At 43.7% G+C, this 24836-nt stretch carries 23 protein-coding genes, 1 pseudogene and 1 riboswitch; of the genes and pseudogenes, 13 read left to right on the top strand and 11 right to left on the bottom strand.

Annotated features, from left to right (window positions below; genetic code table 11):
* The first annotated feature begins 199 nt into the window (after window positions 1-199).
* The gene (locus YK48G_RS09675) at window positions 200-448 is read left to right on the top strand and encodes a hypothetical protein (protein ID WP_232365345.1); all 249 of its coding nucleotides are present in this window, start codon (window positions 200-202) and stop codon (window positions 446-448) included.
* A 597-nt stretch (window positions 449-1045) separates the two neighbouring features.
* Here YK48G_RS09675 and YK48G_RS09680 read toward each other — a convergent pair.
* The 5 genes from YK48G_RS09680 to thiS form a co-directional block, all read right to left on the bottom strand.
* A complete protein-coding gene (locus tag YK48G_RS09680) occupies window positions 1046-2293 on the bottom strand; it encodes a dicarboxylate/amino acid:cation symporter (RefSeq protein WP_203630518.1) in 1248 nt (415 codons plus the stop codon).
* 16 nt (window positions 2294-2309) lie between these two features.
* Entirely contained in the window at window positions 2310-3530 is a 1221-nt protein-coding gene (locus tag YK48G_RS09685) for a Zn-dependent hydrolase (protein WP_203630519.1), read from the bottom strand.
* A 10-nt stretch (window positions 3531-3540) separates the two neighbouring features.
* Window positions 3541-4317 carry a thiazole synthase gene (locus YK48G_RS09690; protein WP_203630520.1) on the bottom strand — a complete coding sequence of 259 codons (777 nt, stop codon included), beginning with the start codon at window positions 4315-4317 and terminating at the stop codon, window positions 3541-3543.
* A 13-nt stretch (window positions 4318-4330) separates the two neighbouring features.
* The gene (gene thiF / locus YK48G_RS09695) at window positions 4331-4978 is read right to left on the bottom strand and encodes a sulfur carrier protein ThiS adenylyltransferase ThiF (RefSeq protein ID WP_203630521.1); all 648 of its coding nucleotides are present in this window, start codon (window positions 4976-4978) and stop codon (window positions 4331-4333) included.
* Between the two features lie 293 nt (window positions 4979-5271).
* Window positions 5272-5469 (bottom strand): sulfur carrier protein ThiS, encoded by a 198-nt coding sequence (gene thiS / locus YK48G_RS09700; RefSeq protein WP_203630522.1) that lies wholly within the window; start codon window positions 5467-5469, stop codon window positions 5272-5274.
* A 127-nt stretch (window positions 5470-5596) separates the two neighbouring features.
* Window positions 5597-5689, bottom strand: a riboswitch (TPP riboswitch).
* 144 nt (window positions 5690-5833) lie between these two features.
* Between thiS and thiE the strand changes: the two genes are divergently transcribed.
* Complete coding sequence (gene thiE / locus YK48G_RS09705; RefSeq protein WP_203630523.1) at window positions 5834-6466, top strand: thiamine phosphate synthase; 633 nt, start codon at window positions 5834-5836, stop codon at window positions 6464-6466.
* Window positions 6467-6751: 285 nt separating this feature from the next.
* Here the strand turns inward: thiE and YK48G_RS09710 are convergent, their stop codons facing one another.
* The 4 genes from YK48G_RS09710 to YK48G_RS09725 form a co-directional block, all read right to left on the bottom strand.
* Window positions 6752-7039 carry a putative quinol monooxygenase gene (locus tag YK48G_RS09710; protein ID WP_203630524.1) on the bottom strand — a complete coding sequence of 96 codons (288 nt, stop codon included), beginning with the start codon at window positions 7037-7039 and terminating at the stop codon, window positions 6752-6754.
* Between the two features lie 159 nt (window positions 7040-7198).
* Window positions 7199-8110 (bottom strand): proline iminopeptidase-family hydrolase, encoded by a 912-nt coding sequence (locus tag YK48G_RS09715; RefSeq protein ID WP_203630525.1) that lies wholly within the window; start codon window positions 8108-8110, stop codon window positions 7199-7201.
* A gap of 45 nt (window positions 8111-8155) precedes the next feature.
* Window positions 8156-10585, bottom strand: coding sequence for a Xaa-Pro dipeptidyl-peptidase (locus tag YK48G_RS09720; RefSeq protein WP_203630526.1), 2430 nt, complete (start codon window positions 10583-10585; stop codon window positions 8156-8158).
* Between the two features lie 178 nt (window positions 10586-10763).
* Window positions 10764-11990: a helix-turn-helix transcriptional regulator gene (locus YK48G_RS09725; protein WP_203630527.1), complete on the bottom strand. Its 1227-nt coding sequence runs from the start codon at window positions 11988-11990 to the stop codon at window positions 10764-10766.
* 149 nt (window positions 11991-12139) lie between these two features.
* Between YK48G_RS09725 and uidA the strand changes: the two genes are divergently transcribed.
* The 11 genes and pseudogenes from uidA to YK48G_RS09780 all read left to right on the top strand — a co-directional run bounded on the left by uidA (window position 12140) and on the right by YK48G_RS09780 (window position 21723).
* The gene (uidA, locus tag YK48G_RS09730; RefSeq protein ID WP_203630528.1) at window positions 12140-13951 is read left to right on the top strand and encodes a beta-glucuronidase; all 1812 of its coding nucleotides are present in this window, start codon (window positions 12140-12142) and stop codon (window positions 13949-13951) included.
* A gap of 229 nt (window positions 13952-14180) precedes the next feature.
* Window positions 14181-15319: pseudogene (locus YK48G_RS09735) on the top strand (cation:proton antiporter).
* Between the two features lie 28 nt (window positions 15320-15347).
* Window positions 15348-15776 (top strand): bis(5'-nucleosyl)-tetraphosphatase, encoded by a 429-nt coding sequence (locus tag YK48G_RS09740; protein WP_203630529.1) that lies wholly within the window; start codon window positions 15348-15350, stop codon window positions 15774-15776.
* A 3-nt stretch (window positions 15777-15779) separates the two neighbouring features.
* Window positions 15780-16337: a guanylate kinase gene (locus tag YK48G_RS09745; RefSeq protein WP_203630530.1), complete on the top strand. Its 558-nt coding sequence runs from the start codon at window positions 15780-15782 to the stop codon at window positions 16335-16337.
* 95 nt (window positions 16338-16432) lie between these two features.
* Entirely contained in the window at window positions 16433-16873 is a 441-nt protein-coding gene (locus YK48G_RS09750) for a Fur family transcriptional regulator (protein ID WP_203630531.1), read from the top strand.
* 78 nt (window positions 16874-16951) lie between these two features.
* Window positions 16952-17590, top strand: coding sequence for a hypothetical protein (locus YK48G_RS09755; RefSeq protein ID WP_203630532.1), 639 nt, complete (start codon window positions 16952-16954; stop codon window positions 17588-17590).
* Complete coding sequence (locus tag YK48G_RS09760; RefSeq protein ID WP_203630533.1) at window positions 17590-18420, top strand: DUF6681 family protein; 831 nt, start codon at window positions 17590-17592, stop codon at window positions 18418-18420. Before YK48G_RS09755 ends, YK48G_RS09760 begins: the two co-directional genes overlap by 1 nt.
* A gap of 345 nt (window positions 18421-18765) precedes the next feature.
* Window positions 18766-19506 (top strand): amino acid ABC transporter ATP-binding protein, encoded by a 741-nt coding sequence (locus tag YK48G_RS09765; protein WP_284692034.1) that lies wholly within the window; start codon window positions 18766-18768, stop codon window positions 19504-19506.
* A 26-nt stretch (window positions 19507-19532) separates the two neighbouring features.
* Window positions 19533-20363 carry a transporter substrate-binding domain-containing protein gene (locus YK48G_RS09770; protein ID WP_203630534.1) on the top strand — a complete coding sequence of 277 codons (831 nt, stop codon included), beginning with the start codon at window positions 19533-19535 and terminating at the stop codon, window positions 20361-20363.
* Entirely contained in the window at window positions 20360-20998 is a 639-nt protein-coding gene (locus YK48G_RS09775; protein WP_203630535.1) for an amino acid ABC transporter permease, read from the top strand. The genes YK48G_RS09770 and YK48G_RS09775 overlap by 4 nt, the downstream gene beginning before the upstream one ends.
* A 14-nt stretch (window positions 20999-21012) precedes the next feature.
* Window positions 21013-21723: an amino acid ABC transporter permease gene (locus YK48G_RS09780; RefSeq protein ID WP_203630536.1), complete on the top strand. Its 711-nt coding sequence runs from the start codon at window positions 21013-21015 to the stop codon at window positions 21721-21723.
* A gap of 420 nt (window positions 21724-22143) precedes the next feature.
* Here the strand turns inward: YK48G_RS09780 and YK48G_RS09785 are convergent, their stop codons facing one another.
* A complete protein-coding gene (locus YK48G_RS09785; RefSeq protein WP_203630537.1) occupies window positions 22144-22830 on the bottom strand; it encodes an MgtC/SapB family protein in 687 nt (228 codons plus the stop codon).
* A gap of 147 nt (window positions 22831-22977) precedes the next feature.
* Window positions 22978-24645: a glycoside hydrolase family 13 protein gene (locus tag YK48G_RS09790; protein WP_203630538.1), complete on the bottom strand. Its 1668-nt coding sequence runs from the start codon at window positions 24643-24645 to the stop codon at window positions 22978-22980.
* Between the last annotated feature and the right edge of the window lie 191 nt (window positions 24646-24836).

Here is a 24836-nt window from a genome sequence, read left to right on the forward strand (position 1 = left end):
TCAATGATAACTCACCGTTCGTTTGACCTAGTCAATCAAATGAGCATTTCTGATTCATGAAGATCTTCAATCAGATAAAAAGCTGCTAGCCTTCGGATTGGCAGCTTTTTTGTACTCAAAAAGTAAAGCAGTCTTGCTAGAAACTATTCTATGGATTATTGGATGATTGTGAGATAATGCTCTTGAAAGGAATGATGTTATGAATGCTGAACAAGAGGAAAAACATTTTCTTAAACAATGCTCGTTAGATGATTCAACCATTATGGGCATTCAATTTAGCAGTGCTAATCATTTCTGGGAAACCAGAGATAGCATTATCTCCAGTATCTACGAAGGTGACCATCCTACCAAGGCTGATGTTAACGATGCTTATCAACAGTTGGAAGAACATGTTCCAACTGAAAAATTAATTGACCAGTTAGTCCATGAATATGGTGGTCATCAGTGAACACAAAAAAAGAGAGCTGCATTTTTGCTCCCTTAGTAAAAAAATATCTGCTGTGCTGAAATACGTTTGCTGATACTCATACTGAATGAATTATATATCATAATGAACTGATCACAGAATATAATTTAATCAGGTAAAAGAAATCAGTTTGCGTGCAATTGTACCACGTTATACATATATCAGAATTCGTAAAATAAATTGTGCCGTTTTTTGAATTCAAAATAGAATTGGTTATGTTCAAAAATATATTTTTCTTCCATATACTAATCACCTCAGTATAAATATACGTGAGAATGTATGGTAATTGTTCAAGTGCTTTTTTGTGAGTGTTCTCAGTTTATTTATTTTCTAGTGTTTTTTAATACTTTCTATGAAGCAGAATGCTGGTATATCGGTAATTGTTGTATCTTATTTATACTTGTTAATCTTATGTTGGGATTTACGGATCACCGAACCTAAGGACAAATCATTTCATAAAAAGGCCAGTGCCACAAGACGTCTAGTAATCTCATGGTACTGGCCCTTTTGCTATGGTAGGAAAGTGTCGCGGGGTCTCCCCCGCGTGAATCTATGAAACATTCAATCGAAGAAGTGATCTTACAAGTTATGCTTTGGGGCCATTTTATCATCATGAATTTTATATGGTTCTCGGTTAAGCAATGACTCATCGGCAGCCACTACAATCGCGGTGGTGGTATCGCCAACCACGTTAAGGACCGTTCGAAACATTCCCGAGAACCAATCGATTCCAGCCAAAATGGCAATACTTTGCAATGGCAGTCCCAGAGTTGGGACAACAATTGTCAGGGCTACCAGGCCGCCGCCAGGAACAACCACCGTTCCTAGGCAAGCGATGACCGATAGTAAGACAATTTTTACCATCGACATTGGCGAAACAGACATTCCATACAGTTGAGTGAGCGTCAGGCATGACAGCGACAAATACATTGCCAGGCCGTTACTATTTAACGCCATTCCCAAAGGTAAGACCAGTTGGCTGATTGATTTTTCAACACCCAGCCGGTTTTCTGCATCTGCCATTTCAATTGGTAATGAGATGGCAGAAGAAGTCGTTGTAAATGCAACTAAAATAATTCTTGAAAAGCCACGGACCAATCCTTTCAGCGGTACTTTGGCGTACCAGCTGATAAAACCAAACAGGACAACTAAGAAAATTACCGACCCGAAACCAAATGCCGTTAGAAACTTGAGCAGGGGTAAAATGACTTTAATTCCGCTGGTCGCGGTGACCCAGGCCATCAAGGCAGCAATTCCAATTGGGGCGAGCTTCATCACCAGCATCACCAGCTTGACAGTTAGCTGGTTCATCTGTTTAACAAAGCTCAATACCAAATTGAATTTACCGTCAGAATTGGCACGGTTTAAAACAATCCCGAACAGAATCGCAAAAATAATGACCTGAATAACATTCCCTTTGGCGAGGGCATCAAAGATATTTGTCGGGAAGAAGTCCAAAATAGTTTGGCTGAAACTAGTTCCCGCCTTGGCGACCGTTGTCGATGTACTAACCGAAGCTAGCTTGATGCCACTGCCCGGATTGACCGCGTAGCCAATTGCCAGCCCGAGGATCGCTGCAATTAACGTTGTGATCAAGAACCACATGGCAGTTTTGCCACCCAATCTTCCCAGTTGATCGGATTTGAGACTACCGAGGGCCTCGATAACAGCGCCGAAGATTAGCAGAACGACGGCCATTTGAATCAGACGGAGAAAAATATTTCCCAATAATTGGACGCCGGCAATTTTGGGACCAAATGCCAATCCAAGAAGTGCCCCGCCAAGCATGCCAATTCCGATTTGTGAAGTGATACTAATGTGTCTCACAAGGGTTCCTCCAGACTTAATAAGCTTGTTGATGGAGGCTTGCTGATAATAATTCAACGCCACGAAGTAAATCCGCTTGACTTGTGTTTTCTTCTGGCGCGTGACTAATACCGTTAATACTCGGCACAAAAATCATTGTTGTCCGAGTTACCTTGGCCATAATTTGGCTGTCGTGACCGGCACCCGAGGCAAGCTGAACTGATTTGAGGCCAAGCTGGTCAGCAAGCAGTTGATTATTCTGGGCCAATTGGTCATCTAAATGGGTGACATTGCTTTTAGCCCAACGGTTCACTGAACTTGATATCTTGGCGGCCGCTGGCGTTTCAACGATTTGATGAATGATGTGTTCAAAGCGATCCAATACAGCTTCATCGTTATTTCGGCAGTCAATGGTAAACGTGACCAGGCCCGGAACAACGTTAGACGTGTTGGGTGAAATGTGCATTTCACCAACCGTGAAGGTTAAATCTGGCTTTAACTGGTGAGCTGCATTTCGAAGCGCCAAGATGAGGTCAACTGCTTGTTGAAGGGCGTCTGCCCGGTCATTCATTGGCGTTGTGCCCGCATGATTGGCAATTCCTTTGACGGTGACCGTATACCGGCGCTGACCGACAATAGCGGTGACTAGGCCGATTTGAAGGCCTTGATTAATTAATCTTGGTCCCTGTTCGATATGCAGTTCGGTAAAGGTAGCCGGCAGTTGCGGCAATTCATGATTAGTCCCCGGAAGCATTAAGTTAGCAATGGCCGACTTTCTGGCATCGTCAAAATGGATGCCAGCAGGGTCTTGCATGTTCAGGTCAACGGGCTGACCCGTATAGTGTTTCGAGCCAGTAAAGGTGTCCGGGAAGCGGCTGCCTTCTTCTTCGCTAAATGAGATTAGTCGAAGGGTTTTCTTCGGCTGGCCGAATGCTGCTACCAGATTCTCAATTGATTGAAGGCCACCGAGAACCCCGTATAAGCCGTCATATTTACCGCCTTGAGCGACAGTGTCAATGTGGGAGCCCGTCGCAATGACATTTTTGGGCTCAGTTGTTCCCGGAATATCCAGATAAGTGGTGCCAAAATCATCAACGTTTACTTGAAACCTAAGCTCGAGCCCCCACTTGATGAGTTGCTTTTGGGCGTCAATCCAAGTTGGCGAATAAACGAACCGATTCTGACCAACCTCATTCGTCTTAAATTGATTGATCGTTCCCAATCGATAAGCTAGCTGTGTTAATTGGGGTGTTATCATATGACCGCCTCTATTTCACCGCGCTGACACCGGTAAGTGGGGATGAGGCAACCGCCCCGTGTTCGATAACCCGGCCTGGTTTTGCCAAATAGGCTTTGCGGCCGGCTTCAACTGCCAGTTTGAAGGCTTCGGCCATTAGAGGAATGTTTCCGGCAGTGGCCATTGAAGTGTTAGCCATGACGGCCGCAGCACCCATTTCCATCGCTTCAGCAGCTTGGCTTGGCCGGCCAATCCCGGCGTCGACAATGATTGGCAGGTCGATCTCATCGATTAAAATTTGGATGAGATCCTTAGTTGACAATCCCTTATTGGTCCCAATCGGGGCACCTAAAGGCATCACGGTTGCGGCACCGGCGTCCACTAACTGGTGAGCAACATTTAAATCCGGCAGCATGTATGGCATGACGATGAAGCCTTCATTAGCTAAGACCTCGGTTGCCTTGAGGGTTTCATAGTTATCCGGCATCAAATATTTCTTGTCGGGAACGACTTCCAGCTTGATAAAATCGCTGCCGCTGAGTTCACGGGCGATTCGAGCTGTCCGAATGGCTTCTTCAGCGTTGGTTGATCCGGAAGTGTTAGGTAAAATCGTAATGCCCTCAGGAATGTAGTTTAAGATATTTTCCTTACCGGTTTTATTCCGACGGAGCGCCATCGTGATGATTTGGGCCTTGGCATTGTTAATGGCTGAATCAATTAAATCGTATGAATATTTTCCTGAGCCTAAAATAAATCGAGATGTGAAGGCGTGACCGCCAATCATTAACGCATCTTTTTCATTTGCCATGAATAAATCCTCCTCAGATTTCTGTATCTCCTAAAATCAGCCGGGTAATCATATTGGCTTCGTGGCCGGCTGCAATCATAACCCGAGGGGCCATCAAACCTTCAGCCCCCATGGATTCGCCGTCACCTGCGATGTATAAATTCTCGCGGGGATGCTTGGTGGTAATCGTGTTGGAACTGTGAACACCGGCCATCCCGGTACCCATCACAATGGGTTTATCGGGATAGAACTCGGAGGCAGCATCCAGTAGCATGGCCTTGGCAGCCGGATTATCAAATGCTTCTGTGATGATGTCAGCGTCCGCAAACAACTCCTTCACGTTGTCATGGGTGACTTTTACCTGGTGAATTTTAATTTCTACAAATGGGTTGAATTCCTGCAGATTTTGCTTCAAAGCAACCACTTTTGGCATATCTACCTGGCTAAGCTTAAACTGTTGACGATTGAGATTGCTTAACTCAACCGTGTCAAAGTCCACTAGTGTCAAATGCCCAATCCCAATCCGAGTTAAAGCAATCGCAATGTTGGACCCCAAGCCACCAGCTCCAGCAATGGTGACATGAGCTGCCGTCAATTTATCAGCTGACCCTTTGACGTTCCGCTCTTTCATACCAAGATAAACGTCATCGTAACTCATTCCTTGAATCTCTGGTTCTTGCATGTTGTTAATCGACTCCTTTATAAAAGTGAGCGGAGCAAAGCGGTTAGAAAGCGAAACCTAAGTTAACTTGACCGGAAATCTCAGGCTTGGATTTTTGGGCAAGTTGACTTAGGTGCAGCTTTCTGCTTTGCGCAGCTGTCCTAGAAAGTGAGCGGATCCAAGCGGTTAAAAGTCGGAGTGTAAGGCTCCTTGGAAGGAAATCCCTGGGTTTGGGGATTTTCTTCCAAGGTGCTTGCACGCAGACTTTTGCTTGGAGGAGCTGTCCTAGAAAAGTGAGCGGAGCCAGGACGTTCCTAGCCACCACCAACAAACGAGATTAACTCCAATTTGTCGTTCTCACCAATTTTGGTTGTGTCAAATTCGGAGCGGTGGACGATCGTGCCGTTCTGTTCGACGACGATGTTGTCAATTGGTGCGTTTCGTTGCTTTAAAAACTCGGCGATTGTTTGACCAATCACACCGGATTCTTGTTCACCGTTAACCATTACCATACAAAAAGCCCCCTTTCTTCAGATTCCGAAGAAAGAGGGCATTAGCTGTCACTTCAACGTTAAGTTCCATTTACAGAAAAGAAAAGCCTTCTTTTCTGCAAAAAGAAGGTTTAAAGTCAAAATAAATTTAACAATAAATTCGCTCTTCCTTCGGCAGTACAAACTACATCAGGTTCGATGGGTATAATCTCAGCCATTTCAGGCACCCCAGACGAAATATTTAATTAGGCTTGAAACTTTGCTCAAGCTCGTAACCTATTTATAACTGCTTACAATCTGAAAGTCAAGTCAGAAATACGACTATACTTTTTTTCGAGGTTCATTTACACTGATGGCAAATGAAAAAATATTGGGGGAAATCATTGTGAAACTGACAAATCGACCACTATATTTGGTGACTGATCATACTGGCTTAACGGACAAACAATTTTTTGACGCGATTGAAGCCGGCTGCCAAAATGGGGTTGGCTTCGTTCAACTCAGGCAAAAAGAGGGCAGCAGTCGCGAAATCTTTGAACTAGCTCAAAAAGTGAAAGCGATCACCGATCGGTATAAGATTCCTTTGATTATCGATGATCGATTAGATATTGCTCAAGCTGTTGATGCAGCTGGGGTCCATCTGGGGCAAAGTGATTTGCCGGTGGCCGTTGCTCGGCAAATCTTAGGGCCAAAGAAGATTGTTGGTGCAACGGCTAAGACACTGAAGCAGGCCAAAGCAGCCGAAGAGATGGGAGCAGACTATTTGGGAACGGGCGCCATTTTCCCAACCACGACCCATGTTAAGACCGTTCATACCTCTGTTGAAACCCTTGGTAAGATCAAACGGCTGGTGGGGATTCCCGTGTATGCGATTGGCGGCTTGACGGCTGATAATGTTGAGGCAATTGATGGTGCGCACGTTGACGGGGTGGCCGTGGTTTCTGCGATTATGAAAGCTGAGGATCCAGCGGGGGCTACTCGGGCGTTGCGGGCGGCAGTTGAGGAAGTGATTGGGTAAAAATGCGAGGCAAGGTAATGGTTGATAAAGAGCTACTTGAAAGTAATGAAGCACTTAACAAATTTGATCATGGTGATGATTCTGAAGTTGAAGTTCAAAAAGTGTCCCTGGAAGTCCCGCAGACTAAGTAAAGTAATGTTAAGGAGCTTAGAAAAAGAGAGGCTCTTATCTAACAGTCATTCATTGCTTTTCTGGGAGTTGTCCAAAAATTATTAATGAATCTGAGATTAAGCGTTAATAAAAGCTCTCGACATTTCGCCGGGAGCTTTTATTAACGCTTAAGTTCTATTCATTATAATCCATCCGAATAATAACCGGATCCTGGGTCAAGAAATCACCAACGCCAGAAAGGAAGGCTTGAAAATGCGGGGTATTGTTGTGAAACGCAATCGCATCCGCGTCCTGCCAATGTTCAATAATCTCATACTCATTGTCGGAGCCGAGCTTTTTGTAATGATTGTAGCTCAGGTTGCCTGCTTCTTGGCGGGAGCCTTGAACTAATTGATCGATGAATCGTTCGTAATCCGCTTGTTTTCCTGGCTTCACCGTTAACTCAACGTTGATAACTTTCATGCATATCATTCCCCTTTTGTCCATTGCTTATAACCACTTTTAGTATAAGCGTTAGCGAAAGGGGAGACAATCGAAATTTCAAGTTGATTGACCGATTAGCAATGACAGGAAGGTGATTATTTATTATCCGCCACTTTTAATCGTTGTCTGAATCAGCGATTATTGGTTGAACGTCCCAGCTTCCACTTCGCGAATAAAGGTTGCCAAGTGATCGTAATAAACATCCGGGTTGTCAACCATATGATGGTGGCCGCCTTCAGGAGTTGAAACGAATTGCGCATTTGGAATCATTTTGGCCATTCGCTTACCAGTTTCCACTGGCATCGTTTCATGCTCACCAAAGGTTACTAAGGTTGGCACCTTAATGTCCTTTAAATGATCAGTAAAGTTCCACTCGGCTAATTTACCAGTGATGACAAATTCGTTGTCACCTTGAAAGGCACCATAAATATCCGTGTTAGTAACGTCGATTAAATGCGATAACTTGGAAGGTTGTTTGCGGTCAATATAGCCTTTGTTCAAAATGTCCACGTAGGATTGATACTGATCATTGTCATAGTCGTTGTTGGCTTCACATTTCTTCATGTAAGCCACTTGTTCAGGGGTTAAAGCTGCTTCACGAACCTTTTCGAGATGTTCCGTGTAGTCGTCAATTCGATCAACCATGGATGAGACGATGGCGCCCTTTAAATGCTTGCCGTATTTGGCCGCGTATTCTTGAACTAACAGACCACCCCAAGATTGGCCAATCAAGTAGAAGTTATCTAAGCCCAGCTTGTCTCTGACTTCATCGACTTCATCCAAGAAGTAGTCGTAGTTCAAAATGTCCTTTCGAACTTGCGGGTCACTGAAGTCAGGGCTGTCTGAGTACCAAGAACCTAATTGGTCGTACATGGTTACTTGAACGTCTAAGCCCTGCTTTTTTAGTTGTTGAGCTGCGTCTTCCCAGTATTCATGTTCGCCACCAGGGCCACCATGAAGGGCCAACAAATGGATATCGCCGACACCTTGGGTATTGGTCCACAAATGATAACCGTTATCCAGGGTAATGATCTTTGTTCCTTGTCGCATGTAATCACCTATCCTTATACGTATTTGTAAATAATGATACCACTTTTATTCATGATTGGCATCGGCACGCAACAACGGTAATTCAATGTTGGAAGCGCCTAAGTCAATTGCGTAAGTAATGTTTTGGTTGCCACGAATGGTGTAATCCATATCGGTTGCGTAAATGACGATCCCAAATTGATGACCAGCTAATAGCCGCCAAAAAGTTGGTTGAAAAAGCATTTCAAACGTGTATTTTTGGCTTGGCTGTAAGTCGTCGACTTTATAACTATTGGTTCGATTCTGCATATTCATGTGGGCATCGGTGAATTTCTTATAAGCCGACGCCTTTTTTTCAGGCAAAAATTCCTTGAGATCGTCTTTGCGCCACTGGTAGCCAGTAATGATTTTTTGTGCTTCAAGGACTTGGGGAACCGCGGTTAATCGTTTGGCCTTGCCATAATCGACCAGCGCAACGCTTAACAAGCCGACGTTAGCGCTGCTGGCAGCTCGCAGCGAAATCTTGGCCCGGCCGTCAACGATGAGGTCATGGCTGAGCGGCTCGGAAACCAGTTTGATGCAGTGTTGATCCATCTTGGTATGCCCCTTGGTTAATAAATCGTGGCGCCACTTGGCAGTGTTGGCCGTGTAATGTTTGAATAGATCGTCATCGAGATGATCGGAGAAACTGTTGTTTTCGTTTAGATCCGTGAAGCGTTTATCTGCCAAGGAAATCTTTTGGGCAGCGGCATCGCCCCAATCTTGATAAGGGTGCCATGTTTCTGGCGTTGCGTTATCTTGGACTAATACATCTGGGATAATTTGATTGGCTTGATTGTTAGTTCCTAGTAATTTATTAGTGAGCCAGAGGTTGACGATATCAGTAAAATCTACTGAACGAAAGTTGTTAAGGTACTCATGTTGACCTTGGTGAAGGACTAGTTTTTGAGTAATTGGTTCTTTTTTAAGCCGATTTCTAAGGTTATAGACATGGGAGAGCTTAACGTTCCAATCGTTTAAGCCATGGACGAGCAACATGTCGGCTTTAATGTTGACTTCTTTGAGCAGATTTCTGGCATCCCAAAACGAATTATAGTTACCGGACTTTCGGTCTTGACCACTGGTTAATTTCTTAAGTTGGGCCAACCAAGTGTCTTTGATTTTAAGATAGTCGGCAGCCGTTTGTTCCCGGCTGAAAGTCAATTCGCCAAGGACATCAGTGTCTTCGCCCTGAAAGCCGCCGGGGGCAACGACCAGGCCATTTTCTCGATAATACTCGTAATAGTTGGAAATGCCGGCTTCGACAACGGCAGTTTTTAATCCGTCAACCCCAGTTAGCGCGGCGGCCGTCGATAAAGTGCCCAGATATGAGCGACCAGTCATGCCAACGTTGCCGTTGCTCCACCACGCGCGAATAGCAATCTGGTCGTGTCGATTGGTGAAGGCTTGACGATCACCGTGCAGCCACTCAATGATTGCCGTAGCGCTGATTGTTTCATCTGGCGTGCCAGTTGTGCGAACACCATCAGAATCTTGAGTACCAATTCCCGATGAGTAAACCACGGCAAAGCCCCTGGCTAAAAAGTAGTCATTTAATGAATACGTCCAGTTCTTAACAAAGGTTTCCTCAGCAACTTCCGTAGTGCTTTTGGCTGACCGGGGGTTGGGTAAGTGATCGTTATGGTAAGTCACTTTCACGTCGTCATATGTAAGGTCATTTGGCGTCTTGCGGGCTAAGGGTTGATTGACTTGATGGGTCAAATCGTCGGCCTGCTTGTCATTGACGCCTTGATCGTAAGGGCTTTCGGTGAAAACAACTGGTACCTTTAGCCCAGCTTCGGTTTCAGCAGGGCGGATGATTTCGGCTTTTAGCAGGTCACGCTGGCCATCGTGGTCAGTATCCAGAGGTGCTTCAACGTAGACAACTTCGCGGATGAGTTTGCTGGTATCAAAGACAGCCTGGGCCTTGCCATTGAAGATTAATGGCCGTTTGAAAGACGTGTCTTCGATGAATTGATGGTAATAACCTTGCCCGGCCAGATAATCAATGAGTGTTTGCCCATATTTGGTCCGGGTGTTTAAAAGCCGATACCAAGCATCAATTAAGTGATCGCGGTCGAGAGTCCCGTCAATATCTGTCTTCGGTAAGTGATACTTAGTAATTGCTGCCAATGGCTGGTCAAGTTCAAAGTCTAAGCCAACTTGAAAGCCTAACAGCTGCAGGCCAACGTTATAGAACGCAACTTTAGTGACAGTGCTTTGGGTTGCCGTATAGTCGTAAGCGTTGAGATCCTTGGTTGCCATTAAGTTGGCAACTTTTTGAGTTCGGGTTGAGAGTCCCTGCTTTTCTAAATAGAACTTCAGTAAAAACTGGCGAAACAACATCACTGGGTCAGAAATCTTGGCTGTCCGTGAAGATAAAAAGCGGATATCCGCGAGTTCTTTGACAATTTGTTGGTGATTCGTTGGCACGTATGCGAATTGATTGATTTTCATTTAAGTACCTCCTGTTGATAAAGTGAGCGGAGCCAGGCGGTTAGAAAGCGCCAGATAGGCTTAGGTGCAGCTTTCTGCCTGGACTTGCTAACCTAAAAAGATTAGTTACAGGTATTATACATTAATTTGTGGGCATGAATGGGCTTAGACAAAATTAACAATCAGCTGGTTGGTTATTTTAGTCTTTGCCTTGGCCCACCTCGTTTCGATAATGCAGCGGCGTTTTACCAACCAATTTTTTAAACACCTTAATAAAGTAAGGGACGTTATTAAACCCGGTCATAAAGGCAATCTCAGTAATTGATAACGTTGGCCTTGCCAGATATTTTTTAGCTTCCGATATCCGACGCCGGTTCATATAATCGGTCACACTCATACCTACCTCCTCACTAAACTTTCGGGATAAATAAGAAGGGTTCGTCCCAACTTGATTAGCTAATTGGGAGAGCGACATTGCGTGGCCCAGATTTAGTAAAATCGTGTCAATCGTTCGCTTAATCATCGGCTGGTAACCGCTAGTTGAAACGGCGATAACAAGCTCGCAGTATTCTAACGCCATTGTGGCCGTTAATGTTCTTAAACCAGCCAGGGTAGTTTGCCGTTCGATTAATAGTGCATACTTTTCTGAAATGTCATTTAAATAAACCGGCTGGACGCCACCACGGTGAGCAGCAATTCGACACAATGTATTATAGACAAAACAGATGTTTTTTGTGGAGCGTAACGGTTGACCAGGGATGCGGCTGGAAAATAAGTCGGTGATTTTTGCAATGGCAGCAAATTGCTGCTTGACGCCGGTTTTATCTCCGGCGGCGATGGCGGCCATCAAGGCCTGTTCTTCTTCATAGCGCTTTTCAATTGCCGCTTGGCTAGCCGCGTGAATGCTCGTCACGGGTCGGCTGACAGCAACTTGCTGGTGGTCATGAACTTCGACTAGTGTCGGCGAAATGGGTGGTTGGTGGCAGAGGTTCACCAGTAAGGAGCCAAGGGCGGCCATTTTTTCGGTCGATAACATGGGGAGGCCTTGATAAAACTGCTTGAGATAGTGGCTGTCACTAACCGTTAACGATTGGTTAATCAAAATGGCGTTTAAGTCATCTGGCGTTAACGCCGCAGTTAAAAACGGACCAACAATGACGATGCCAGTCATTTGAGCATTACTGATTAAGTTAGCTGCCAAGTATTCAAGCTTTGTGGTGGTGACATAGTGAAAGCAGTCAGCAGCTTTTGCAGTTGCTAACTTGTTAATTAGTGACGACATTTCCAATGGATTGATGATCCCGGTAGTTGGTGGGGTGTTGTCGACACTGGCGATCCTTTGACCAGCGCGATCAAAAGCAGTGGTGTCGATGCCAGTGGCTGAATGAAATAAATGGGCAATTGCTTTAATTGAATGAGGTTGCAAGAAGCTCAACTCCTTTGGATGGGTGTTAGCGGTTACATAAAAGTAATCATACAACAATTTATGTAAAAATAGTAGAAGAAGGCAGGAAAGAATTCCGCTATTCTGTAACTAACTTAATGAATGATAACTTTGAATGGAGGAATTAATCGATGCTATACCCAATTACAACCCCTAGTCGGACGATTTTAGATTTATCTGGTCTTTGGAAATTTATGATTGATAAAGAAGTGGTCCCAATCGATGTCACGAAGCCGTTGCCAACTGAGAACGTCTTATCGGTGCCGGCATCGTTTAATGACCAAACGGCTTCTCAAGAAATTCGTGATCATTCCGGCTATGTTTGGTATGAAACGACTTTTAATATTGCCAAAGCTTTGCGCAACCAGCGGCTGGTTTTGCGGTTTGGCTCTGCAACCCACGAAGCTTGGGTTTACTTGAATGGCGTTGAAATTACGCATCATAAGGGTGGCTTTACACCATTTGAGGTTCAAATTAATGATTACTTGCAGGATGCCGATAACCGCTTAACGGTTAAACTCAGTAATTTGCTCGATTATACGACACTGCCGGTGGGCCATTACAGTGAATCAAAAGATGACGCTGGCCACATTGTTCGCAAAGTTGATGAAAACTTTGACTTTTTTAACTATGCGGGCTTACAGCGCCCAGTTAAGATTTATTCAACCCCTGATGCACATATCGAGGACATTACGCTTGTCCCCGATGTTGATTTGGCAACTCAGGCAGCAACTGTAAAAACGACCGTGAAGGCAACTGGTGAATTTGATGAAGTCAGAGTAGCCATTTTGGATCAAGCTGGCAAAGAAGTTGTCAGGGGGACAGGTGCTAATCAGGAGTTACAAATAGAGCAGGTTCATTTATGGCAGCCGCTGAATGCCTACCTATATGTTGCAAAGGTTGAGATCGTTAACGACGGTAAAGTGATTGATACTTATTCTGAGCCGTTTGGGGTTAGAAAGATTGAGGTCAAGCACGGCCAGTTCTTATTTAACGGTGAGCCGTTTTATTTTAAAGGCTTTGGCAAGCATGAAGACACCTATGTGCATGGCCGTGGATATAATGAGCCGGTAAACGTATTGGATCTCAATATCATGAAAGATATGGGTGCCAACTCATTTAGAACTTCCCATTATCCTTATTCAGAAGAAATGATGCGGTTGTGTGATCGAGAAGGCATTGTGGTGATTGATGAAACGACGGCCGTTGGCTTGATGGTCACGTTTGGCTTTGACGTGAATATGTTTGCTGACGATGATTATGAAGACAGTACGTGGAAAGAATTGAAGACGCAAGCCGCTCATCGGCAAGTCATTCGGGAATTAATTGATCGTGATAAGAATCATGCCTGTGTGGCAATGTGGTCGATTGCAAACGAAGCGGCAACTTTTTCGAAGGGCGCTCATGAATACTTTGAACCGCTATTTGAAGAAGCAAGAAAATTGGATCCGCAGAAGCGGCCATGCACGTATACCAGCATTATGATGGCAACCCCGAAGACGGATAACTGCATTGACTTGGTAGATGTTATTGCTTTGAATCGTTATTACGGCTGGTATATTGGTAATGGCGATTTAAAGACTGCTGAAAAAGCAACGCGTGATGAGTTGAAGACTTATCAAGATAAGTATCCCGATAAGCCAATCATGTACACAGAATATGGCGCTGATACGGTTGCGGGCCTTCATAGCAAATACGGTGAGCCATTCTCAGAAGAGTTTCAAGAGGACTACTATCGAATGGCCAGCAAGGTCTTTGATGAAATTCCAAATTTTGTCGGCGAACAATTATGGAATTTCGCTGATTTCCAAACCAAGTTCGGTATCCAACGGGTTCAGGGCAATAAGAAGGGAATCTTCACGAGAGCCAGAGAACCTAAGATGGTTGTGCGCTATCTAAAGCGAAGATGGACGAAGATTCCGGATTTGGGGTACAAAAAATAGAGTGCAAACCTAAGCGTTTAGAAAGCTGCACATAAGCGGCCCCACCAGAAATCCCCGGGCCTGGGATTTTTGGTGGGGCCGTTATGTGCAGCATTCTGCTTAGGTTTGCACGTTTTTAAATGGTCGACTGCCGCTTTTAGTACCAAGGACCACGCTGCCTATGGTAAACTAATGACAATATGATAGTTGATTTTAATGACTTAGAGACACGATAGATAGGAAGAGTTGAATGGGGTTTATTGGACAAATTGCACTAATTTTGATTGCGACATTGTTTGCGGCCGCGATCAGTCAGCGACTGGGGATGCCAGCAGTCATCGGCCAATTGGTTGCGGGCGTCATTCTTGGGCCGGGGATTTTTGATGTACTCCAAAATACCCACTTGATGCAAGCTGGTTCGGAAATCGGCGTCATTATTTTAATGTTTATTGCCGGAATCGAAAGTGACTTGGATCTCTTGAAGAAATATTTTAAGCCAGCGATTAGTGTTGCGGCCATTGGGGTTTTATTCCCGATGATTATTTTTTATGGTTATGGGGAGTTAATGGGTCAGGGATTTGAGCGATCGATTTTTTGGGGTGTCATTTTTGCGGCAACTTCGGTTTCAATTAGCGTGGAAGTTCTAAGAGAATTTAAAAAGTTAAATACAAAAGAAGGCGCAACGATTCTTGGCGCTGCGGTCGTTGATGATATTATTGCCGTTATTTTATTGAGTATTTTTGTTAGCTCGTTTGGTGTCGGTGAAACTCAAGGACCGAATTTGCTGGTTGCAACTATTTTCCAATTGTTATACTTTTTAGGTGTTGTAATTTTGGTTAAATGGGTTGCCCCGGTTATTTTACGATTTGCTGAAAGAATTCCGTTCACGGCTCGGTTGCGATTACCTCGTTATTTCTTTGTCTCTCGATGGCTTGGTTGGCCGATGTGATTGGGTTGAGTTCGGTCGTGGGGGCATTTTTTGCCGGGGTAGCCGTTTCGCAAACCAAGTTTCAAGATGAAGTTTCCAGTAGTGTAAGTTCAGTCGGCTACACGTTTTTTATTCCAATCTTTTTTGTAAGTATCGGCCTTGACATGGAATTTGGTGGCGTCATCAAAAACTTGGGGTTTATTGTCATCATGACGTTGCTGGCAATTGCAACCAAACTGTTTGGCGGCGCGGTGGGCGCGGCAGTTGCCAAGCTCGACTGGCCCAGTGCGTTTGTTGTGGGGTCCGGGATGGTTTCTCGAGGAGAGATGGCCCTCATTATTGCTCAAATTGGGCTTTCGGCTAATTTGATGGCCAAAAACCTCTACTCAGAAATTATTATTGTCATTGTATTGTCAACGATTGTCGCCCCCTTATTATTGAAACGGACGTTAAAGGTATAATGATTATAGGAGCAAAAGGAGCTTAACGATGATTACAGAATATGCAAGTGGTGCAGTTGTTTATGAAGTTAAGGATGGCGGCATTCGTTATCTATTATTAAGAAGTGCAACTGATGACTTTTGGGGATTTCCCAAAGGGCACGTTGAAAAAAATGAAAATTTAATTCAAACAGCGGTTCGAGAAATTCGCGAAGAAACCAATTTGAAGACGATTATTGACAGTAACTTCAAAGATAAGCTGGAATATGATATGAAAAATGGCCACCATAAAGACGTGACCCTATTTGTCAGCAAGGTTCACCCAGATGTTAAGGTTACCAAACAAGATGAAGAGATTAATCAGTACGGCTGGTTTACTTATCAAGAAGCACTTGCCACCTTAACCTATGACAACTTAAAGCAGCTCTTAAAACGGGCAGACGACTATATTCGCAATAAAGAAAATATTGGAGAATAGTTCATGACAAATCGAATCTTTGTAATTACCGGTGCAGCTGGTAGCGGCAAGACGACCGTTCGTAATTATTTGCATGATAAATTTCATATGACCCAAGTGATTACCCACACGACGCGAAAGCCGCGTGAAAACGAGCGAGATGGGGTTGATTACTACTTTGAAACGCAGGAATCATTCCCTAAGAATCACTATTTGGAGTCAGTTGTTTACGCGGGTAATCGCTACGGGTCATCTTATGAAGGGCTGCAGACGGCCTGGAAGAAGTCCCCGTTTGCCTGTATTGTACTGGACACGGCAGGAGCCATTACATATAAGCACCAGCTTGGTGATCAGGCAGTGGTCATTTATTTGAAGGTTGGCGATGTGTACGAATTGCAGAAACGAATGGCGACTCGCGGTGATAATTCAGCTTTAGTAACGGAGCGAATTCACAGCAAAGAATATTTACGCGATTTGGAAATGCCGGAGGAACTCGCTGGGCAAGCCTATGAAATTGTCAATACGGACTGGCAGAAAACAAAGCGAAAAGTAGACAAGGTCGTTACTCAATACCTTGTTTGATGGTGATTAGTTGTTGCAGCATACTAAGTGTGGTAGCATACATTTAAATAGTAATAGTTACTAATGTTGATTAACGAATTTTCGAGGTGAAGAATATGCCGTCAACAGTTGAAGAAGCAACAAGCGTATTAAAAAATAATCATCTAAAGATCACAAAGCAACGAACGGCGATGCTGGAGTTCTTGTATAATACTGCGACCAGAAAGTTTGTAGACGTGACCAGTATTGATAATTTTATGCGTAAAACATTTCCCAACATGAGCCATAACACCATCTATCGCAACATTTCAGAATTTGCCGATTTGGGAATTGTTGAGCGTCAAGTTCAAGGGGACCGGGCATCGGTTAAGTTTCAATGCGATTTTGAACATGAGCACCATCACCACTTTATTTGTAGTAATTGTGGTAAAGTGATTGAATTAAAGGATTGTCCACTGAGTAAAGAAATTACTGACCAGCTCAAGGGCTGTGAAGTCAGTGGCCACTTATTTCAAATTTATGGCTTGTGTCCAGAGTGCGCTCAACTTAACAAATAATTAATTAAAAATTTACCAATCGTTCAAATTAATGTGCGATAATTGGTCTACCAAATCTCAATAAGGAAGTTTTTGTGAATGGATAATAGAATTCCGCCATTAATAACACCGTTTGCGATTTTGTCAATTTCTTTAGCACTCGGAGCTACAAATGTTGTGGTTAACAAAGTAACGTCCACGAATGAAGGAACGCCTACTACCACTCAGACAACAAATCAAAAAAATACATCCAATCGAATATTTGGTACACCTAATAAGAAGAGCAGTTCAGATACTGACAAGCAAAAAGAAAAAGCCAAAGCCTCATCTGAAAAAGCTGCTAAGGAATCTTCTGAAAAGAAGGCTGAAGAGGAATCTAAGAAGAAGGCATCTTCGGCAAAGGATGCGTCATCCGACAACTCAACAGATGATACTGATACAGATACGACTACTACTAATAAAACGACTGGAACTAAAAAGTCAACTGGCACGGGGACTTCCAAATCGAAGAGTACTGCAAATAAGTCGACAACCAGTGGGACAACCAATAATAATTCGCAAACTAACACCAACGATGATACTCAAACCGACACGAACGACGATAATTCCGATACGACGGCTGGTAACCAAACAACCGGTACGACTGGGACGACAGGCAACACCGGTACCACTGGTAACACGAATCAAACCGGCAGTCCGACAACCACGCAAGGTGGCGGGCAAGGAGGTAATCAATAGTGTTTAGTTTTTTGGACATGATTAATCACTACCTTGGCTATTTTAATATTAACGTCAAGCTCAAAAGCCGAATTTATACGATTTTAGGAGCGCTTGGCGTCCTATACTTGATTTATATTAGTTTTCGTTTCTTAAAAAATGGCTATCTTAAACAGGGATCGCTAATTTTAGCGGTTGCGATTATTTTGTTGTACTTTACGGTCTGCAACTTCTTTTATTACTTCACTAAGCACCAGCCCTGGTTTGATATTTCGCCTAAGCTGGCTAAGTGGCTGCATATTCAAGAGCATACCCAAGAGACCCAGGTTAATTCCAAGATGGGTTCGACAGTGATTCAAGAACCCAGAAATAACATCGCGGCCAATGGATTATTTGACGATCAGCATTTATTGCCAGCTAAGATTGAGGTAACGGCCTCGGAGCAACAAAATATTAATCGACTGGCAGCTCAAATGGAGCACGAGGGCTTATTTAGAAGTGATTACGATGGTTTGGATGACCGCAAGCTTTATGAGCTGCTAAAAGTCAATGATGGCAACCCGATTTATGCGATTGGTAAGGGCATGACGTTACCTTATTTCGAAATGCGTCAACAGGGATTATCGTTGATTGTTTATTGTGGCATGAATCAGGCAGAAGTTTTTCCAGTAGGTGAAATTAAGCGAGTGGGTTTACAGTCAGTCAGGTCACTTGACCTCTCAGAGTTAAAACTGTATCTGGCATCGGTAACGTTAGTTGGTGGCGCCTATAAGCAAGTTGGCAGAGCTAGTGTTATTGAAGAGCAACAGCCTTATACGGTGCGGGCAATGGTGGCGTACAAACGAAAGTAAGGAACAAACCAAAAGGGCTTCTAAGTGACTATCTTACAATTAAATTATCAGTAGATACCAATTCAAAATAATGGGTTGGTATTTTTGTTTGCGTTTTATAATTATTCACTTATGTCAATAAACTTGATTACATTAGGGACTAATTTGAATTATCATGAATTATTAGATATAATTATTCAATCGATATTTAAATTATTTGCCAATTGAACGGGTTGACAGAAAACATGACATTACGATAAAATTTTTGTTACATTTTTTTGACCAATTAAACTTTTTAACATAGTATGGAATTAGTATTATTCTAAGACTTTTTTAATTTAAGCCTAGATATTGGAGGAAAATGATATGGCAATGATCGAATTTCAAGATGTCCAAAAGTACTATGGTGATTTCCACGCGCTTAAAGATATCAACTTAAAAATTGAAGCTGGCGAAACGGTTGTGTTAATCGGGCCTTCTGGTTCCGGTAAGTCAACACTGATTCGAACTGTTAACGGCTTGGAAACAATTCAGGAAGGCAAGTTGATTGTAAATGGCCAAGACCTAGCTGATCGTAAAACGGACATTAACCGAATTCGTAAGAACGTTGGCATGGTGTTCCAGCATTTTAATTTGTATGCGAATAAGACGGTTCTGGAAAATATTATGCTGGCCCCTCGAATCGTATTACACCGGCCTGAAGATGAGAATAAGCAAGTGGCAATGCAGTTATTGGATCAAGTTGGCCTTCAAAGCCAAGCTAATAAGTTGCCGGCGCAGCTTTCTGGTGGGCAGCAACAACGAATCGCCATTGCCCGATCACTGGCAATGAAGCCTAAATGCCTATTATTTGACGAACCAACCAGTGCTTTGGATCCTGAAATGATTGATGATGTGCTCAATGTTATGAAAGAAATTGCCACGGATTCAGATATGACCATGCTGGTCGTTACCCACGAAATGGGATTTGCGCGTGAAGTGGCCAACCGAGTTGTCTTTATGGATGACGGCCGCATTTTGGAAGATGACACCAGCGAGAAATTCTTTGATGGTGAGCCCACTAATGAACGTGCCCGACAATTTCTGGGTAAAATCATTACGCACTAATAAATTGGCTATTGGAGGGTCACATCATGAAAAAAATCTTTTCGAGGATTGGGTTATTAGTAGCCCTGGTCGTCATGGTCGTCTCACTAGGTGCTTGCAGCAGCTCGGCATCAAAGAAAAACGTATTGCGTGATGATCAACAGTCAAAAACCATTACTTGGGGTGTTAAAGCCGACACCAAATTGTTTGGTTTGATGGATGTGAAAGACAATCAGATTAAGGGATTTGAAATTGATTTAGCCAAAGCAATGACGAAGCAAATCTTGGGTAAAAACGGGAAAGCCCGTTTTATCCAAGTTACTAGCCAAACTCGGATGCCGCTCTTGCGAAACGGCAATATTGATGCCATCATGGCTACCATGACCATCACGCCTGAACGGGCCAAACAGGTCGATTTTTCACGATCTTATTTTGATGCCGGTCAAGCAATCCTGGTTAAGAATGGCAGCCCAATTAAAAACGTTCGTGATTTAAATAAAAAGGGTGCCGTGGTTCTGGGTGTCGTTGGCTCTAACTCCGTTCAAAACATTAAGAAGTTTGCGCCAAAAGCGAGGGTGCTGCAATTATCAGATTATTCACAAGCTTTAACGGCTTTGAAGTCTGGCCAAGGGGATGCCTTAACAACTGATAACGGGATTCTTTATGGGATGTCCATTGAAAATCCTGGCTATTCCGTTGTGGGCGGCACGTTTACTAACGAACCTTATGGGATTGCGGTCGATAAGGGTCAAGTCGGCATGCGAAACGCGATGAACAGCGCGTTAACCAAGGTTGAGAACTCGGGCGAGTATAACAAGCTTTTATATAAATGGTTCCACAAAGTTAAAGGCTTTGACTTGAAGGGGGCAGAACGATGATTAGTATCTTTCAAAATTACGGTGGCGAGCTCCTATACGGTTTGGGGCAAACCCTCTTGTGCAGTATTATCGCGTTGTTTTTTGCGTTGATTATTGGATCCGGGTTTGCCATCTTAGAAGTTGTACCGAACAAGTTTTTTAGAATTATTGCCAGAATCTACATTGAAGTCTTTCGAAACATTCCCCTGCTGGTTATCACGATGTTTTTCTATGTCGTGATTCCAATGTACATTGTCGAAATTAGTGGCTTTGTTTCCGGAACAATTGGGCTAACCCTTTATTCATCGGCGTTTATCGCTGAAACTGTTCGATCAGGTATTCAGTCAGTGGATCCTGGTCAAATGGAAGGGGCCCGCTCCACGGGATTAAGTTTTTGGCAGTCGATGAGATACATTGTGTTACCGCAAGCTTTTAGGTATGTCATTCCACCATTGGGCAATCAATTTATCAATTTGGTTAAGAATTCATCAGTTCTGGCCTTTGTTGCTGGCTTTGATTTGATGTATCAAGGCAATGTAATTGCGTCCGATTCATTACAAAGTATGAGTACGTATCTATGCGTCGGTGTTTTATATTTAATCTTAACCTTGCCGCTTAGTTACTATATGAGATATCTTGAAAAGCGGTTGGCTTAAAGGAGGAATTTAATATGTTAACAATTTTGGGTGCATATTCGTGGATTAACATCCGGTTCCTTCTTGAGGGTGCTTGGGTAACGATTCTAGTATCTGTTCTTTCGATCATTCTCAGTTACATATTTGGCGTGATTTTGGGAGTGATTCGATATGTTCAAATTAAGTACTTCTCAGCGATTGTTGGTTTCTTGATTGATATTATCAGGAACTTGCCGTTAATCCTCATTATCTTCTTTACGTATTTTGGTCTGCCGAATATCGGATTTAAACCAGACCCAATTTGGGCTTCGGTCATTGCGATGGCGGTCTTTGAATCGGCGATGGTGGCCGAAATTGTCCGGGCCGGGATTGCGTCAATTCCGGTTGGTCAAATGGAAGGCGCCCGAGCTAACGGCTTGTCCTATTGGCAGGCATTGCGTTATATCATCTTGCCACAAGCCATTAAAAACATGATCCCGGCGATTGTCAGTCAGTTTATTTCATTGGTCAAGGATACGTCGTTGGCAACCATCATTGTTTTGCCGGACTTAATGAACCATGCACAGATTATTTACGGGCAAAATACAAATTATACAATTCCGATGTTCATTGCACTGGCGGTGATGTACTTCATCGTTTGCTATTCGCTGTCGCTTTTATCGCGGTACCTCGAACATCGATTAGGAACTGCGAAGAACAAAGGAGCCGAAGAGGCCGAAATTGTGGCGCAAGAAACGCAACGGTAAAAAGCCGATTGTGTGAATACTAAAAAGAGCGAGCAACCTTCAGTGAGGCTGCTCGCTCTTTTTAGTATTTAAATTAAGCAGTAATTGAAATGATAAATTATCAGTCAGTTTTTGAAAGTTTATTATAAACGCAATTAACGCAAACGCCGCCAAGCTGACAAACGAATTACGCGTTTATCGGTTTGGCGGCTACCAGCGCATCCGAAGATTTTCCAGATGAACTTATTATTGATTCTAAATAGGATAGGGTCACTTGAAATTATTGAAAAGCGTATCCGTTTCCTCTTGAGAAGATACTCAAAAGTTGCCCAAAGGAAACTATGGCTTTAAGGATCAATTGTATTGTTGATTACAAAAGCGCTAAATTCAGGTCATCATTCATCAATTGGACCTCATATAATTCATCGGCTTTTTACGCCTTCAATCCAACACATCAATTTGCTTTACATCTGCCAAATTACTCATCTTCATAATAAAATCATCTGGATCAGCTCGGCGGACTAGTTTGATTTGCATTTCCAATGAAAATGAGTCCGGTTTATATGCAAGAATCCGCATTTTAACACTACTACTACCAATAATCTTGAGCCGATCAGGGAGGGCATCCATGTCGTTTAATTTACCTGTTAAAGTGACTTGCAGGCGAATCATCGATCGATTGGGATACCGTTTGAGCGCCCTGATTCTCCTGACAATGGTTTGGGTAATCAGGATGCACAGCGTCCCAGCGATGCCGATGACATACATGGCCGCGCCAATTGCCAAGCCAATCGCCGCAGTTGCCCACAAACCGGCTGCGGTGGTCAGGCCATCAATTTTATGGTTGCGGGTCATAATTGCCCCAGCGCCAATGAACCCAATTCCGGTAACAACTTGTGACGCCACCCGTGATGGGTCAAGGCTAATAGCGGTTGCGTGACTGGTTAAATCAAAGAAACCGTACTTCGAGATAATCATGAAGAGAGCGGCGCCGACCGCAACCAGCATGTGGGTTCGAATGCCAGCCGTCTTTAAGCGGACTTTGCGTTCGTAGCCAACCATACCACCACAGATAGCGGCCACGAATAGCCGTAATACCCATTCTAATTGATATAACCAGTAGTCCATTGGCAAACACTTCCTTAGTCGAATAATGATACATTCCTCATTATACCGCGGGAAATTTTGTGAGTAAAAATTCAACTTTTAACAACAATAAAACGCCCTATTATCCAGCTTTTACTGAATAGTAGGGCGCTTCGTTAAAAATGTGATTCAGTTAAACAGATATACTTTGCTTTCATATGGCCTTAATGTAACACCTTGGTCATTATCATAATTGCTAAGTACCAATTTAGCGGCCCTTGCCTGCCTATAATTGCGGGTAAGCGTCTTATCAGTAAAATTACTCATAACTAACAGCGTATCACCTTGATAATGACGGCGATAAGCAAACACCTCAGCATCATCCGGGTCAATTTCGTCGTAATTACCAAATTTGACTAAATCCGAATCATGCCGTAGTTGAATGAGTTTTTGATAATGATAGAAAACCGAATCTTTATCAGCCACCGCTGCCTTGGCATTAATCTGTTGGTAGGTTGGATTTAACGCAAACCAAGGCGTTGCATCTGAGAAACCAGCATTTTGGCTATCGTCCCACGGCATTGGCGTTCGGGCATTATCCCGGGAAATATTGGCTAAATATTTCAGCATTGTTGGCCCATCAACCAATTTCTTTTCATCGACTAATTCATGATAGGCGTTGATTGATTCCAAATCCTCATATTGATCAAGGTGGGTGTAATGAACGTTAGCCATTCCCAGTTCTTCGCCTTCAAAGACAAACGGCGTTCCCTGCATCATATGGAGGGTAGTGCCCAACATCTTAGCGGCCCGGACCCGATATTTTGGGTCATCGTTAGCGAAGCGTGAGACGGCTCGTGGTTGGTCATGATTGTTCCAGTATAAACTATTCCAACCTTTACCATCTAGCGCCTTTTGCCACCGGGACAGCGCCTTTTTGAGCTCTGGTAGCTTGACTGGCTGGTCGTTCCATTTGCCCAACCGCTTGTCTGGATTAGGTTCCAAGGCAACGTGCTGGAATTGAAAGACCATGTTAAGTTCGTGACTGTTGAGGCCGGTATAGTTGATCGCATCTTCCGGCTTGGAACTTGGCATTTCACCAACCGTCATGACATCGTAATGTGAGAGGACTTTCTCGTTCATTTCCCGCAGATAGTCGTCTAGCTTTGGGCCGTCTGCAACCAACCCTTCTGTTAATGGATAAGTACCGGGCTCGGGAGCGTCAGGTAATCCGGCTGGTTTGGAAATCAGGTTGATGACGTCCATCCGAAACCCATCGATCCCTTTGTCCAACCAGAAGCGCATGATGTTCCAAACGGATTCGCGGACGGCTGGATTTTCCCAATTCAAGTCCGGCTGGCCAGGAGCAAATAAGTGCAGGTAGTATTGCCCGCGTTCCGGAACAAATGTCCAAGCACTGCCGCCAAAAGCCGCGTGCCAGTTGTTGGGTTCATGGCCGTTAACTGGATCACGCCAAATATAGTAATCAGCGTATTGATTATCTTTAGACTGCTTGCTTTCTTGGAACCAGCGATGTTGGTCGGAGGTGTGGTTGACAACCAAATCCATCAGCAATTTCATTCCATGAGCATGGATTTGCTTGAGTAAATTGTCAAAGTCAGCCATCGAGCCATAAACGGGTAAAATCTTTTTGTAATCGGCAATATCATAACCGTTATCTTTGAGTGGAGATTGGTAGATTGGATTAAGCCAAAGGACGTCAACCCCTAATTTTTGAAGGTAGGGGAGTCGCTTGACAATCCCAGGCAAGTCACCAATACCATCGTTGTTGCTATCTTGGAAGCTTTGTGGGTAAATTTGATAAATTACGGCATTTTGCCACCATTTGTGTGTCAATGAAATTTCCTCTTTTCTAAAATTAAAGTGAGCGGAGCAAAGCGGTTAGAAAGCGCCAAGTAGGCTAGGCGTTTCACGGCCGTCGGAGTGTAAGTCTCCTTGGCGGGAAATTCCCGGGCTTGGAATTTTTTGCCAAGGTGCTTACACGGAGCTTTCTGCTTTGCACAGCTGTCCTAATAACAGTGAGCGGA

Origin of the sequence: Lentilactobacillus fungorum (assembly GCF_016860605.1) — a bacterium.
Lineage (GTDB): Bacteria > Bacillota > Bacilli > Lactobacillales > Lactobacillaceae > Lentilactobacillus > Lentilactobacillus fungorum.